The organism is Solimonas flava DSM 18980 (assembly GCF_000426685.1).
GTDB classification, from domain to species: domain Bacteria; phylum Pseudomonadota; class Gammaproteobacteria; order Nevskiales; family Nevskiaceae; genus Solimonas; species Solimonas flava.
Genome location: NZ_AUFV01000010.1, coordinates 1 through 13,611, shown reverse-complemented (window position 1 = coordinate 13,611; position 13,611 = coordinate 1). Strand labels below are relative to the sequence as shown.

Annotated in this window: 11 protein-coding genes; 8 read left to right on the top strand and 3 right to left on the bottom strand. The window is 69.7% G+C overall.

The genetic code is table 11. The annotated features are described in order from the left end of the window. The first annotated feature begins 150 nt into the window (after window positions 1–150). Both K343_RS0111660 and K343_RS0111655 read left to right on the top strand, forming a co-directional pair. Window positions 151–3,321: an efflux RND transporter permease subunit gene (locus K343_RS0111660; RefSeq protein ID WP_028008238.1), complete on the top strand. Its 3,171-nt coding sequence runs from the start codon at window positions 151–153 to the stop codon at window positions 3,319–3,321. A gap of 14 nt (window positions 3,322–3,335) precedes the next feature. Next, window positions 3,336–4,811, top strand: coding sequence for an efflux transporter outer membrane subunit (locus K343_RS0111655; RefSeq protein ID WP_028008237.1), 1,476 nt, complete (start codon window positions 3,336–3,338; stop codon window positions 4,809–4,811). 22 nt (window positions 4,812–4,833) lie between these two features. On the opposite strand, the gene rnk is transcribed toward K343_RS0111655, so the two are convergent. Next, window positions 4,834–5,232, bottom strand: a complete 399-nt coding sequence (gene rnk, locus K343_RS0111650; RefSeq protein ID WP_028008236.1) for a nucleoside diphosphate kinase regulator — start codon at window positions 5,230–5,232, stop codon at window positions 4,834–4,836. A gap of 346 nt (window positions 5,233–5,578) precedes the next feature. Between rnk and K343_RS0111645 the strand changes: the two genes are divergently transcribed. From K343_RS0111645 to K343_RS0111635, 3 genes are all read left to right on the top strand, one after another. Beyond that, entirely contained in the window at window positions 5,579–6,505 is a 927-nt protein-coding gene (locus K343_RS0111645; RefSeq protein WP_028008235.1) for an ABC transporter ATP-binding protein, read from the top strand. After that, entirely contained in the window at window positions 6,502–7,263 is a 762-nt protein-coding gene (locus K343_RS0111640) for an ABC transporter permease (RefSeq protein ID WP_028008234.1), read from the top strand. The genes K343_RS0111645 and K343_RS0111640 overlap by 4 nt, the downstream gene beginning before the upstream one ends. Before the next feature lie 101 nt (window positions 7,264–7,364). Beyond that, window positions 7,365–8,867 (top strand): flavin-containing monooxygenase, encoded by a 1,503-nt coding sequence (locus K343_RS0111635; RefSeq protein WP_028008233.1) that lies wholly within the window; start codon window positions 7,365–7,367, stop codon window positions 8,865–8,867. 18 nt (window positions 8,868–8,885) lie between these two features. Here K343_RS0111635 and K343_RS0111630 read toward each other — a convergent pair whose 3' ends face one another. Continuing rightward, entirely contained in the window at window positions 8,886–9,359 is a 474-nt protein-coding gene (locus K343_RS0111630) for an Lrp/AsnC family transcriptional regulator (protein WP_028008232.1), read from the bottom strand. 304 nt (window positions 9,360–9,663) lie between these two features. Here K343_RS0111630 and K343_RS0111625 point away from each other — a divergent pair, with 304 nt between their 5' ends. From K343_RS0111625 to K343_RS0111615, 3 genes are read left to right on the top strand one after another with little or no spacing between them, the layout of a single operon-like run. After that, window positions 9,664–10,911 carry a thiamine pyrophosphate-dependent enzyme gene (locus K343_RS0111625; protein ID WP_028008231.1) on the top strand — a complete coding sequence of 416 codons (1,248 nt, stop codon included), beginning with the start codon at window positions 9,664–9,666 and terminating at the stop codon, window positions 10,909–10,911. Between the two features lie 2 nt (window positions 10,912–10,913). After that, complete coding sequence (locus K343_RS0111620; protein WP_211226241.1) at window positions 10,914–11,927, top strand: alpha-ketoacid dehydrogenase subunit beta; 1,014 nt, start codon at window positions 10,914–10,916, stop codon at window positions 11,925–11,927. A 3-nt stretch (window positions 11,928–11,930) separates the two neighbouring features. Then, window positions 11,931–13,196: a dihydrolipoamide acetyltransferase family protein gene (locus K343_RS0111615; protein ID WP_028008229.1), complete on the top strand. Its 1,266-nt coding sequence runs from the start codon at window positions 11,931–11,933 to the stop codon at window positions 13,194–13,196. A 142-nt stretch (window positions 13,197–13,338) separates the two neighbouring features. On the opposite strand, the gene K343_RS0111610 is transcribed toward K343_RS0111615, so the two are convergent. Beyond that, a partial coding sequence (locus tag K343_RS0111610) for an integrase core domain-containing protein (protein WP_028008228.1) occupies window positions 13,339–13,611 on the bottom strand: 273 nt, incomplete at its 5' end.

Below are 13,611 nucleotides of genomic sequence, written 5' to 3'. Positions count from 1 at the left end.
TCCCACCCTGCGGGAGAGGGGTTGGGGCGAGAGCGCGGGCACGACGTGCGCGCGGCGCGCCGAGCTTCCGCTTGCTGCGTCAGCGGCCCTCTCCCTTGCCCTCTCCCGCAGGCGGGAGAGGCAACGGCGCGTCGCGGCGGACGCGTCGCCATGAACCTCTCGACCCTCTTCGTGCGCCGCCCGATCGGCACGACGCTGCTGACGATCGGCATCGCGCTGGCCGGCGTCGGCGGCTTCTTCGCGCTGCCGGTCGCGCCGCTGCCGCAGGTCGACTTCCCGGTGATCTCGGTCACCGCGAACCTGTCCGGCGCCAGCCCCGAGACCATGGCGACCAGCGTCGCCACGCCGCTCGAACGGCGCCTCGGCATCATCGCCGGCGTCAACGAGCTGACCTCGCAGAGCTCGACCGGCTCGACGCGCGTGACCATGCAGTTCGATCTCGACCGCGACATCGATTCGGCGGCGCGCGAAGTGCAGGCGGCCATCAACGCCTCGCGCGCCGACCTGCCGGCGACGCTGAAACGAAATCCCACCTACCGCAAGGCCAACCCGGCCGACGCGCCGATGGTGGTGCTCGCGCTGCAGTCCGACTCGAAGACGCCGCAGCAGATCTACGAGGCGGTATCGAATCTCGTGCAGCAGCGGCTCGCGCAGGTCGACGGCGTCGGTGACGTCGAGATCGGCGGCGGCTCGCTGCCGGCGATCCGCATCGACGTGCTGCCGCTGCAGCTCAGCCGCTACGGCATCAGTCTCGAAGACATCCGCGCCGCGATCGAGGCCGCCAACGCCAACCGCCCGAAAGGCGCGCTCGAGGGCGACGCACGGCACTTCCAGATCTACACCGACCTGGCCGGCCGCAACACCGACGAATACCGGCACCTGGTCGTCGCCTGGCGCAACAATGCGCCGGTCCGCCTCGGCGACGTCGCCACGATCAGCGACGGCCCCGAGGATGCACGCACGCTCGGCCTGTTCAACGGCAAGCCGGCCGTCATCGTCCTGCTGCGCAAGAAGCCCGGCTCCAACGTCATCCAGACGGTCGACGCGGTGCGCGCGCTGGTGCCGGTGCTGCAGGCCGAACTGCCGACCGACATCCGCCTGCAGATCGCCTCGGACAGCACCAACTCGATCCGCGCCTCGCTGCACGAGATCGAGATCACGCTGCTGGTGTCGATCGCGCTGGTCGTGCTCGTCGTCTCGCTGTTCCTGCGCAACGCGCGCGCCACGCTGATCCCGGCGATCGCCACCGTCGTCTCGCTGCTCGGCACCTTCGGCGTCATCTACCTGCTCGGCTTCTCGCTGAACAATCTGTCGCTGATGGCAATCACGATCGCCACCGGCTTCGTCATCGACGACGCCATCGTCGTGCTCGAAAACACCAGCCGCCACATCGAGGCCGGCATGCGGCGCTTCGATGCGGCGCTGCTCGGCGCGCGCGAAGTCGGCTTCACGGTGCTGTCGATCAGCCTGTCGCTGGTCGCCGTGTTCATTCCGCTGCTGTTCCTCGGCGGCCAGGCCGGGCGGCTGTTCCGCGAGTTCGCGGTGACGCTGTCGGTCGCCGTGCTGATCTCGCTCGTGATCTCGCTGACGACGACGCCGATGCTCTGCGCCTGGCTGCTCAAGCCGGACGCCGCGCGGCGGACGCCGGGACGCCTCGCGCGCTGGGCCGAGTCGGGCTTCGGCTGGATGCTGCGCCAGTACGAGCGCCAGCTCGACTGGGCGCTCGCCGCGCGGCCGATCGTCATCGCCGTGCTGCTCGTCGTCGTCGCCATGAACGTCTACCTGTTCATCGCCGTGCCGAAGGGTTTCTTTCCGCAGCAGGACAACGGCCGGATCATGGGCATGCTGCGCGCCGACCAGAGCATTTCGTTCCAGACGATGTCGCAGAAGCTGCGGACCATCGTCGACACGATCCGCGCCGACCCGGACGTGCTCAACGTCGTCGGCTTCACCGGCGGCACGCGCGCCGGCAGCGGCTTTCTGATGGTCACGCTCAAGCCCAGGGCGCAGCGCAAGGCGACCGCGCTGGAAGTGATCGCACGCCTGCGTCCGACGCTGTCGTCGATGGTCGGCGTCAACGCCTTCCTGATGCCGGTCCAGGACCTGCGCATGGGCGCACGCTCGGCCAACGCCAGCTACCAGTACACCCTGAAAGCCGAGGATGCCGGCCAGCTCAAGCTCTGGGCCGGCAAGCTCGCCGAGGAGCTGGCCAAGCAGCCGGGCATCAGCGACGTCAACTCCGACCAGCAGGACAACGGCATCGAAGCCTACGTCGACATCGACCGCGCAGCGGCGGCGCGTTTCGGCATCACCAACAAGGACATCGACAACGCGCTGTACAACGCCTTCGGCCAGCGCTCGGCCTCGACGATCTACGAAGAGCTGAACCAGTACAGCGTGATCCTCGAAAGCGCGCCGCGCTACACGCAGGGGCCGGAGGCGCTCAAGGACGTCTACGTGCCGGCCAACGCCACGCACACCACCGGCAGCGAATCGGCGAACCCTTCACTGCGCGACCCGTCGACCGGCTCGGCCTTGAACACCACGGCAAGCGCGATGGTGCCGCTGGCGGCGATCGCCCACTTCCGCGAGCGCGCGGCACCGACCTCGGTCAACCACCAGGACGCGGCGCTGGCGACGACGCTCTCGTTCAATCTCGACGAAGGCGTGACGCTGTCGCAGGCGCAGGCCGCGGTGAAGCGCGCCGAGGCCAACATCGGCATGCCGACCGCGATCGCCGGCGCCTTCGCCGGCACCGCCTCCGCCTACCAGCAGTCGCAGAGCCAGCAGCCGTTCCTGATCGCGCTGGCGATCGTCGTCATCTATCTCGTGCTCGGCGTGCTGTACGAAAGCTACGTGCACCCGGTGACGGTGCTGACGACGCTGCCGTCGGCCGGCGTCGGCGCGGTGCTCGCGCTGCTGCTGTTCAAGATGGAGTTCTCGCTGATCGCACTGATCGGCGTGTTCCTGCTGATCGGCATCGTCAAGAAGAACGCGATCCTCATCATCGACTTCGCGCTCGATGCCGAGCGCGCGCGCGGACTGTCGGCGGTCGAGGCGGTGCGCGAGGCCTGCCTGCTGCGCTTCCGGCCGATCCTGATGACGACGCTGGCCGCCGCGCTCGGCGCGCTGCCGCTGGCGATCGGCTTCGGCGAAGGCAGCGAGCTGCGCCAGCCGCTCGGCGTCGCCATCATCGGCGGCCTGCTCGCCAGCCAGCTGCTGACGCTGCTGACCACGCCGGTGGTCTACGTCTACCTCGACAAGCTGCGCCGCCGCCGCGCCGACGAGCACCTGCTGAGCCGTGCCGCCTCCACCTCCTGAGCCGTGAACCCGAGATGATCCGCATGCCGGCCCGACCCGCTTCCCCGCTGCCCCGCCCGGCGCTCGCCGCTGCGCTCGCCGGCCTCGTCCTGCTGGCCGGCTGCGCCGTCGGGCCCGACTACCGTCGCCCGGACGTCGCGACCGCGGCCGCCGGCTTCAAGGAAGCCGGCGCCGAGTGGCGCCCGGCGCAACCGAACGACGCGGTCGAGCGCGGCGCCTGGTGGCAGCTGTTCGGCGACGCGCAGCTCGACGCGCTGGTGCAGCAGCTGCAGATCTCGAACCAGACGATCGCCGCGGCGCAGGCCCGCTACGCGCAGGCCCGCGCGCTGGTCGCCGAACAGCGCGCCTCGCTGTTTCCGACCATCGACCTCAGCGCCAGCGTCACGCGCTCCGGCAACAAATCGTCGAGCGGCGTCGTCACCGGCGGCACCGTGTCGAGCGGCGGCGGCGTGCGCAACACCTATCAGGCGAGCCTCGGCGCCAGCTGGGAGCCGGACGTCTGGGGACGCATCCGCCGCAATGTCGAGAACGCCGCCGCCAGCGCCCAGGCCAGCGCCGCCGATCTCGCGGCGGCCCGGCTCTCCGCACAGGGCGAGCTGGTGACCAACTATCTGTCGCTGCGCGAAGCCGATGCCGAACTCGCGCTGCTGCGCTTCACCGTCGACGGCTACGAGCGCGCGCTGGCGATCGCCCGCAACCGCTACCAGGCCGGCGTCGCGCCGCGCACCGATCTGCTCAGCGCGCAGAGCCAGCTCTACAGCGCGCAGGCCGATCTCGAAGGCGTGCAGCGCACGCGCGCGACGCTCGAACACGCGATCGCCGTGCTGCTCGGCAAGGCGCCGGCCGATTTCACGCTGGCGCCGGCCGACTGGAACGGCGTGGTGCCCGAGGTGCCGCTGCTGCTGCCGTCCGAGCTGCTGCAGCGGCGGCCGGACATCGCCGCCGCCGAGCGCAGCGTCGCCGCCGCCAACGCCAGCGTCGGCATCGCGCAGGCGGCCTGGTTCCCGAGCCTGCCGCTGTCGGCTTCGTACCGCAGCAGCGCCTCGCACCTGCGCGATCTGTTCGACAGCTCCTCGCTGATCTGGTCGCTCGGCGCCTCGGCGACCGAGACCCTGCTCGACTTCGGCGCGCGCAAGGCGCAGGTCGCGCAGGCGCGCGCCGCCTACGACGTCGCCGTCGCCGACTACCGGCAGACCACGCTCGCCGCCTTCCAGGACGTCGAGGACCAGCTGTCCGCGGCCCGCGTGCTGGAGCGCCAGCACGCGCTGCGCGAACAGGCCTCGGCGGTCGCCGACGAGAACGAGCGCCTGATCCTCAACCAGTACCGCGCCGGCCAGATCAGCTTCAGCGAAGTCGTCGTCGCGCAGGCCTCGGCGGCCAGCGCGCGGCGCGCGCTGGTGCAGTCGGCGCTCGACCGGCAGACCACCGCGGTCGCGCTGATCCAGGCGCTCGGCGGCGGCTGGCACGCCGAGTCCGCGCGCGCCGAATAGGCACGCCGGCCGGCGGCAGGCCTCAGGACAGTTCGCCGACGCGCAGCACGCTGAGCACGCGCGTCTCGCCCTTCAGCGTCCACGGCATGCGCTGCGCCTCGCGCAGGCCGATCAGCGCGGCACCGACCGGGGTCAGCACCGAGATCCGCTGCGTCGCCGGATCGGCCTCGTGCGGCAGCACCACGCGCACGCTGCGGATCGCGCCGCTGGCCTCGTCCTGGTAGCGAACCGCACGGCCGAGCGCGACGACGTCGGCCGGCAGCGCGTCGGCACCGACCAGCGTCGCGCGCTCGATCTCGTCGAGCAGCGTGCCGGCCAGCTCCGGCAGCGCATCGAGCGCGGCCAGCGCCACCGCGCGCAGGCGCTCGTACTGGCCGCGCTCGATCAGCAAGGGCGGCGCCGGCCGCGACGCGCGGCTCATCGGCGCCGCTCCGGTGCGCGCGCGTGCGCCAGGCAAGCAAAAGGAACAACGCGCGCGCGCCGTGCGGCGCGCGGAATCCGGACCGGGAACATGGAAAACCTCCGTGGACGCGCGCGGCGCGCCCGTCGAGCTGGGCTGAGGAAGGTGTTGCGATCCCCGGGCCGGAACAAACGGGAGGGCGCGGCCCGGGGCTCAGCCGCCTGCGACGACGGCTCCGGCGTGCAACTGCAAACGGCAGCAGGGCGTCAGGAGGGACATGCGGCGATCTTCGGCAGACGGCAACAGACTGTCAATGCCACGGCGGCGCAACTCGCATTAGGATGCGCACCAGCGACGAGGAGCAGGCGTGACCCCCATCATCAGCATCCGCGGTCTGAGCAAGACCTACGCCTCCGGCTTCGAGGCGCTCAAGCACATCGACCTGGAGATCCGCCGCGGCGAGATCTTCGCGCTGCTCGGCCCGAACGGCGCCGGCAAGACCACGCTGATCGGCGCGGTCTGCGGCCTGGTGCGGCCCAGCGGCGGCAGCATTCATGCCGACGGCCACGACATCGCCCGCGATTACCGCGCCGCGCGCACCAAGATCGGCCTGGTGCCGCAGGAACTGTCGACCGACGCCTTCGAGACGGTCTGGGCGACGGTCAGTTTCAGCCGCGGTCTGTTCGGCAAGCCGCGCGACCCGGCGTTCGTCGAGAAGCTGCTGCGCCAGCTCTCGCTGTGGGACAAGAAGGACGCCAAGATCATGACGCTGTCCGGCGGCATGAAGCGGCGCGTGATGATCGCCAAGGCGCTGTCGCACGAGCCGACGATCCTGTTCCTCGACGAGCCGACCGCCGGCGTCGACGTCGAGCTGCGCCGCGACATGTGGGAGATGGTGCGCGGTCTGCGCGCCAGCGGCGTGACCATCATCCTGACCACGCACTACATCGAGGAAGCCGAGGAGATGGCCGACCGCATCGGCGTCATCAGCCGCGGCCGCATCCTGCTGGTCGAGGACAAGGCCGCGCTGATGGCCAAGCTCGGCAAGAAGCAGCTGACGCTGCATCTGCAGGCGCCGCTGGCGCAGATCCCGGCCGCGTTCGCCGGCGAGCCGCTGGAACTGTCGGCCGACGGCAACGCGCTGACCTATACCTTCGACGCGCAGAGCGAGGCGACCGGCATCGGTGCGCTGCTGCGCCGCCTCAACGAGCAGGGCATCGACTTCAAGAGCCTGCAGTCGAGCGAAAGCTCGCTCGAGGACATCTTCGTCAGCCTGGTCCGGGAGCAGGCATGAACTTCTACGCGATTCGCGCGATCTACCGCTTCGAGATGGCCCGCTTCGGCCGCACGCTGATGCAGAGCCTGGCCTCGCCGGTGCTGTCGACCTCGCTGTACTTCATCGTCTTCGGTACCGCGATCGGCTCGCGCATCGGCGCGATCGACGGCATCAGCTACGGCGCCTTCATCATCCCGGGCCTGGTGATGCTGTCGCTGCTGTCGGAAAGCATCTCGAACGCCTCGTTCGGCATCTACATGCCGAAGTTCACCGGCACCATCTACGAGCTGCTGTCGGCGCCGGTATCCTGGGCCGAGGCGCTGGTCGGCTACGTCGGCGCCGCCGCCAGCAAGTCGATGATCCTCGGCGCGCTGATCCTGGTCACCGCACGCCTGTTCGTGCCGTACGAGATCGCGCATCCGTTCTGGATGGTCGCGTTCCTGGCGCTGACGGCGGTCACCTTCAGCCTGTTCGGCTTCATCATCGGCGTCTGGGCCGACGGCTTCGAGAAGCTGCAGATCGTGCCGCTGATGGTGATCACGCCGCTGACCTTCCTCGGCGGCAGCTTCTATTCGATCAACATGCTGCCGCCGCTGTGGCAGAAGATCGCGCTCATCAACCCGGTCGTCTATCTGATCAGCGGCTTCCGCTGGAGCTTCTACGGCGTCTCCGACGTGCACGTCGGCGTCAGCGCGGCGATGATCGGCGTGTTCCTCGTCGCCTGCCTGCTGCTGATCCGCTGGATCTTCAAGTCCGGTTACCGGCTGCGCAACTGAGCGGCGCGGCGCAAGGCCCCCGCGCCAGCCGGCCGCGCGCGCCGGCCATGGCCGATGCCGGCGCGGCGGTTACAGTGGCGGCACAGAACACGAGGAGCGCCATGCAGTCCGAATCTTTCGACGTGCTGATCATCGGCGCCGGCCTGTCCGGCATCGGCGCCGCCTACCACCTGCAGGCGCAGTGCCCGGACAAGCGCTACGCGATCCTCGAAGCGCGCGAGGCGATCGGCGGCACCTGGGATCTGTTCCGCTATCCCGGCGTGCGCTCGGACTCCGACATGTACACGCTCGGCTATTCGTTCCGGCCGTGGCGACAGGCCAAGGCGATCGCCGACGGCGCGGCCATCCTCGACTACATCCGCGACACCGCGCGCGAGTACGGCATCGAGCACCAGATCCGCTACCAGCACCGCGTGGTCGGCGCGGCGTGGTCGAGCGCCGAGGCGCAATGGACGGTCGAGGTCGAATGCGGGCCGCAGCGCGAACGCCGCACGCTGCGCTGCAACTTCCTCTACCTGTGCAGCGGCTACTACCGCTACGCCGCCGGCTACACGCCGGACTTCGCCGGCGTCGAGCAGTTCCGCGGCCGCCTCGTGCATCCGCAGCAGTGGACACCGGACATCGACTACGCCGGCAAGCGCGTGGTCGTCATCGGCAGCGGCGCGACCGCGGTGACGCTGGTGCCGGCGATGGCCAAGCGCGCGGCGCACGTGACGATGCTGCAGCGCTCGCCGACCTACATCCTGTCGTTGCCGGACCAGGACGCGATCGCCAACACGCTGCGCGCGCTGCTGCCGGCGCGGCTGGCGTACGCGCTGACGCGCTGGAAGAACGTGCTGTTCGGCATGGCCTTCTTTCAGCTGTGCCGGCGCGCGCCGGGGTTGGTGCGCAAGCTGCTGCGCGCCCGCGTGCAGCGCGCGCTCGGCCCCGGCTACGACGTCGACACGCACTTCAATCCGCACTACAAGCCCTGGGACCAGCGCCTGTGCCTGGTGCCGAACGGCGACCTGTTCGACGCGATCCGCGCCGGCCGCGCCGAGGTCGTCACCGATCACATCGAGCGCTTCACCGAACACGGCATCCGCCTGCGTTCCGGCCGCGAGCTCGACGCCGACGTGGTGGTGACGGCGACCGGCCTGCAGCTCGAAGTGCTCGGCGGCATCGCCTTCGCGGTCGACGACCAGGCCTTCGCGGTCGACGACCAGCCGGTCGATTTCGCGAAGACGCTGAGCTACAAGGGCATGATGTGCAGCGGCGTACCGAACCTGGCCTTCGCGATCGGCTACACCAACGCCTCGTGGACGCTCAAGTGCGACCTCAGCTCGGAGTTCGTCTGCCGCCTGATCGAGCACATGGACCGTCACGGCTACCGCCAGTGCGTACCGCTGCGCCGCGACCCGTCGATCGCCGAGGAGCCGCTGATCGACTTCTCGTCCGGCTACGTGCAGCGCGCGATCGCACGCTTCCCCAAGCAGGGCTCGCGCGCGCCGTGGAAGCTGCACCAGAACTACGCGCTCGACGTGCTGACGCTGCGCCACGGGCGCCTCGACGACGGCGTGCTGCAGTTCTCCGCTCCTGCGGCTGCGGCGACGGCCGCCTCCTGAGCGCGCGCCGGCGCGCCGTCAGCGCGCTTTCAGCGGCAGGCGCGTGGTGTTGATCGGCTGGCTCATCGAGATTGACGAGCTGATGTCCTGCACGCCGTCGATCTGCGAGAGCTTCTGCCAGATGAAGTGTTCGTACTCGTGAATGTCGCGCACGAGGATCTTGAGCAGGAAATCGACGTCGCCCATCAGCGTGTGGCATTCGATCACCTGCGGCAGCAGCTTCACCGCGTCGATGAATTTCGGCAGCGCGTCGCGGCCGTGGCGGGCCATCTTGATGTGCGCGAATACCAGCAGGCCGAAGCCGAGCTTCTCGTGATCGAGCAGCGCCACGCGCTCGCGGATGGCGCCGGCCTCGACGAGGCGCTGGATGCGCCGCCAGACGACGGTCTTCGACGAGGCGACGCGCTCGGCGATGTCGGCGATCGGCAGCGTCGCGTCGCGCTGCAGCAGCTCGGCGATGCGCAAATCCAGGGTATCGAGCGTCAGGGACATCGTTCCAATCTATAGCGGGCTTCCGGAACAAACAACCGATTCGCCGGTCACAGAGGACTTTTCCGGAATCCCATCCCGCGCGCCCCGCTCTATTCTGTCCGCATCGCCCGGACCGAGAAGCCGGGCCTGCGCGAGGAGATATGGCAGTGCACGCGAGAACTCACGGCGGCGGCGGTAGACGCGTCGCATCCGCACGAACCGGCAGGCCGGTCGCTGACATCGGCACGGCGCGGGCGCGTGCCATGCTCGACGCGCCGGGGGCAACGACCGTCGGCGCACGCACCACGCATCGAGGCTGAATCCCATGACGTCCTCTGCGCACGAACCTGGCGCGGCCTTGCGCCTGCACGTCCCCGAACCCAAGGCCCGGCCCGGCGAGGTACCCGATTTCTCCGGCATGAGCGTGCCGCCGGCCGGCACGCTGGCGCGCCCGCCGATCGACGCCGACGAGCCGGCGCTGCGCGAATACCCGTACGCCCTGATCCGCGTGCTCGACGACGCGCAGCGCGCGGTCGGACCGTGGGCGCCGGCGCTGACGCCGGAGCGCCTGCGCGCCGGCCTGCGCCACATGATGCTGACGCGCGCCTTCGACGACCGCATGCTGCGCGTGCAGCGCCAGGGCAAGACCAGCTTCTACATGAAGTCGACCGGCGAGGAAGCGGTCGCCGTCGCCCAGGCCTATGCGCTCGACGACGGCGACATGCTGTTCCCGAGCTACCGCCAGCAGGGTCTGCTGATCGCCCGCGACTGGCCGCTGGTCGACCTGATGTGCCAGATCTTCAGCAATCCCGGCGATCGTCTCAAAGGCCGCCAGCTGCCGGTGATGTACTCGGTGCCGGAGAAGAACTTCTTCTCGATCTCCGGCAACCTCGGCACGCAGTTCCCGCAGGCGGTCGGCTGGGCGATGGCCTCGGCGATCAAGGGCGACACGCGCATCGCCGCGAGCTGGGTCGGCGACGGCACGACCGCCGAGGGCGACGTCCACTATGCCCTCACCTTCGCGGCCGTCTACCAGGCGCCGGTGCTGCTCAACGTCGTCAACAATCAGTGGGCGATCTCCTCGTTCCAGGGTTTCGCCGGCGGCGAGCGCACGACCTTCGCGGCGCGCGCGATCGGCTACGGCGTCCCCGGCCTGCGCGTCGACGGCAATGACTTCCTCGCCGTCTACGCGGTCACGCAGTGGGCCGCCGAACGCGCGCGGCGCAACTACGGACCGACGCTGATCGAGCTCGTCACCTATCGCGCCGCGGCGCACTCGACCAGCGACGACCCGTCCGCCTACCGGCCGCAGGACGAGGCCGCGCGCTGGCCGCTCGGCGATCCGGTCGAACGTCTCAAGCAGCACCTGATCGGGCTCGGCGCCTGGAGCGAAGCGCAGCACGAAGCGCTGGCGCGCGAACTCGAGGAACACGTCAAGGCGCAGCTGCGCGAAGCCGAGGCGCTCGGCACGCTGGGCACGCCGCCGGCCGGCGTCGAGTCGCTGTTCGAGGACGTCTTCAAGGACATGCCTCCGCACCTGCAGCGGCAACTCGCCGAACTCAAGGGAGCCTGAGCATGGCCAGCATGAACATGATCCAGGCGATCAACTCGGCGCTCGACGTGACGATGGGCCGCGACCCGGACATCGTCGTGTTCGGCGAGGACGTCGGCTACTTCGGCGGCGTGTTCCGCTGTACCGCCGGCCTGCAGAAGAAGTACGGCAAGACGCGCGTGTTCGACACGCCGATCGCCGAAGGCGGCATCGTCGGCACCGCGATCGGCATGGGCGCCTACGGCCTGCGTCCGGTCATCGAAATCCAGTTCGCCGATTACATCTACCCGGCCTTCGACCAGCTGGTATCGGAAGCGGCGCGCCTGCGCTACCGCTCCGGCGGCGGCTTCCATGCGCCGCTGACGGTGCGCGCGCCCTGCGGCGGCGGCATCTTCGGCGGCCAGACGCACAGTCAGTCGCCGGAGGCGATCTTCACGCACGTCTGCGGCCTGAAGACCGTCATGCCGTCGACGCCGTACGACGCCAAGGGTCTGCTGATCGCCGCGATCGAGGATGACGATCCGGTGATCTTCCTGGAGCCCAAGCGCATCTACAACGGCCCGTTCGACGGCCATCACGAACGGCCGCTGACGCCGTGGGCCAAGCACCCGGCCGGCGAAGTGCCGGAGGACTATTACCGCATCGAACTCGGCCAGGCATCGATCGTGCGCCCCGGCGCGCAGCTGACGGTGCTGGCCTACGGCACGATGGTGCATGTCTGCCTCGCTGCCGCCGAGGAAGCCGGCGTCGACGCCGAGGTCATCGACCTGCGCTCGCTGGTGCCGCTCGACCTCGACACCATCGCGCGCTCGGTGCAGAAGACCGGCCGCTGCGTGATCGCGCACGAAGCCTCGCGCACCGGCGGCTTCGGCGCCGAGCTGATGGCGCAGGTGCAGGAAGCCTGCTTCTGGCACCTCGAAGCACCGATCGAACGCGTCACCGGCTGGGACACGCCGTATCCGCATGCCTTCGAGTGGACCTATTTCCCGGGCCCGGCGCGCGTCGCCAAGGCCATGAAGAACGTCGTGGAGGCCTGAACCATGGCGCGTTACGTATTCAAGCTGCCGGACGTCGGCGAAGGCATCGCCGAATCCGAAATCGCCACCTGGCGCGTGCAGGTCGGCGAGCGCGTCGTCGAGGACCAGCCACTGGTCGACATGCTGACCGACAAGGCCGCGGTCGAGATTCCGTCGCCGGTCGCCGGCATCGTCATCGAACGCTGCGGCGCCGAAGGCGACAAGATCGCCGTCGGTGCGCCGCTGCTGGTGCTCGAAACCGCGGCCGGCGACGTAGTCAGTATCGACCCCGGCGACACCACGGCCGGCAAGGCCACGGCGCTCGGCGCCGTGCCGCCGGCCGCCCCGGCAGCCGTCGCTGCGGCCGGCGCGCCGGCTGCGCCGGCGCGGCCCGGCAGCGCCGCGCTGGGCGCGGCGCGCGGCAAGCCGCAGACCTCGCCTTCAGTGCGCAAGCGCAGCCGCGAACTCGGCATCGATCTCGATGGCGTGCCGGGCACCGGTCCGCGCGGCCGCATCACGCACGACGATCTCGCCGCCTATGCGGGCCGCGCGACGGCGCCGGCCGCGGCGCGCGCCACCACCGCGCCGGTCGACGCGGTCGAAACGATCAAGGTGATCGGCCTGCGCCGCAAGATCGCCGAAGCGATGCAGCGCACCAAGCAGCGCATCCCGCACTTCGCCTACGTCGAGGAAGTCGACGTCACCGAACTCGAAGCGCTGCGCCAGCATCTCAACGGCCGCCACGGCGCGACGCGCGGCAAGCTGACGCTGCTGCCGTTCCTGATGCGCGCAATGGTGCAGGTGCGCGCCGAGTTTCCGCAGATCAACGCCACCTACGACGACGAGCAGAATCTGGTGCACCGCCACACCGCCTCGCACGTCGGCGTCGCCACGCAGACGCCGGGCGGCCTGGTCGTGCCGGTCGTGCGCCATGCCGAAACGCTGGATCTCTGGCAGGCCGCCGCCGAGATCCGCCGCCTCGCCGACGCCGCACGCGACGGCAAGGCCAAGCGCGAAGAGCTGTCCGGTTCGAGCATCACGATCACCAGCCTCGGCGCGATGGGCGGCATCGTCTCGACGCCGGTCATCAACGCGCCCGAAGTCGCGATCGTCGGCGTCAACAAGATGGTCGAGCGGCCGATGATCCGCAACGGGGCCGTGGTGCCGCGGCTGATGATGAACCTGTCGTCCTCGTTCGATCACCGCATCGTCGACGGCTGGGACGCGGCCGCCTTCATTCAGGCGATCAAGGCGCGGCTCGAATACCCGGCGACGCTGTTCGTCGACTAGGCCAGCTCCGCAGCCGTTCGCGCTCCGGCTGCGCCCTCAAGCCGAATGGCTTCGTGCTTTGCTAGTCGCAACGGCTGGGGCGATTTGGGGATGGAAGCACAACGGGTAATCCCCCCGCTTTCAGCGGTCGCCAAAAGTGGAGCTAAGCTGCCAAGGCAAGTTTCTGCATTGGCGTGATGCCGCCAAGCGCCATGTTCGGGCGCTCATGGTTGTAAGTCCAGAGCCAACGAGTGGCCTTGTCCTGCACCTGCTCAATCGAGTCAAACAGGGTTCTAGCCAGCCACGCGTAACGCACGGTGCGGTTGTAGCGCTCGACATAGGCATTCTGCTGTGGCTTGCCCGGTTGGATGTGCTCGATGCGGATGCCGGCACGCTCGGCCCACGCCAACAAGGCGCCGCTGATGTACTCGGGCCC

Excerpts from the sequence above, each read along its gene's own strand:
- K343_RS0111660 (WP_028008238.1), top strand. The coding sequence starts at position 151 with ATGAACCTCTCGACCCTCTTCGTGCGCCGCCCGATCGGCACGACGCTG.
- K343_RS0111655 (WP_028008237.1), top strand. The coding sequence starts at position 3,336 with ATGATCCGCATGCCGGCCCGACCCGCTTCCCCGCTGCCCCGCCCGGCG.
- rnk (WP_028008236.1), bottom strand. The coding sequence starts at position 5,232 with ATGAGCCGCGCGTCGCGGCCGGCGCCGCCCTTGCTGATCGAGCGCGGC.
- K343_RS0111640 (WP_028008234.1), top strand. The coding sequence starts at position 6,502 with ATGAACTTCTACGCGATTCGCGCGATCTACCGCTTCGAGATGGCCCGC.
- K343_RS0111635 (WP_028008233.1), top strand. The coding sequence starts at position 7,365 with ATGCAGTCCGAATCTTTCGACGTGCTGATCATCGGCGCCGGCCTGTCC.
- K343_RS0111630 (WP_028008232.1), bottom strand. The coding sequence starts at position 9,359 with ATGTCCCTGACGCTCGATACCCTGGATTTGCGCATCGCCGAGCTGCTG.
- K343_RS0111625 (WP_028008231.1), top strand. The coding sequence starts at position 9,664 with ATGACGTCCTCTGCGCACGAACCTGGCGCGGCCTTGCGCCTGCACGTC.
- K343_RS0111620 (WP_211226241.1), top strand. The coding sequence starts at position 10,914 with ATGGCCAGCATGAACATGATCCAGGCGATCAACTCGGCGCTCGACGTG.
- K343_RS0111615 (WP_028008229.1), top strand. The coding sequence starts at position 11,931 with ATGGCGCGTTACGTATTCAAGCTGCCGGACGTCGGCGAAGGCATCGCC.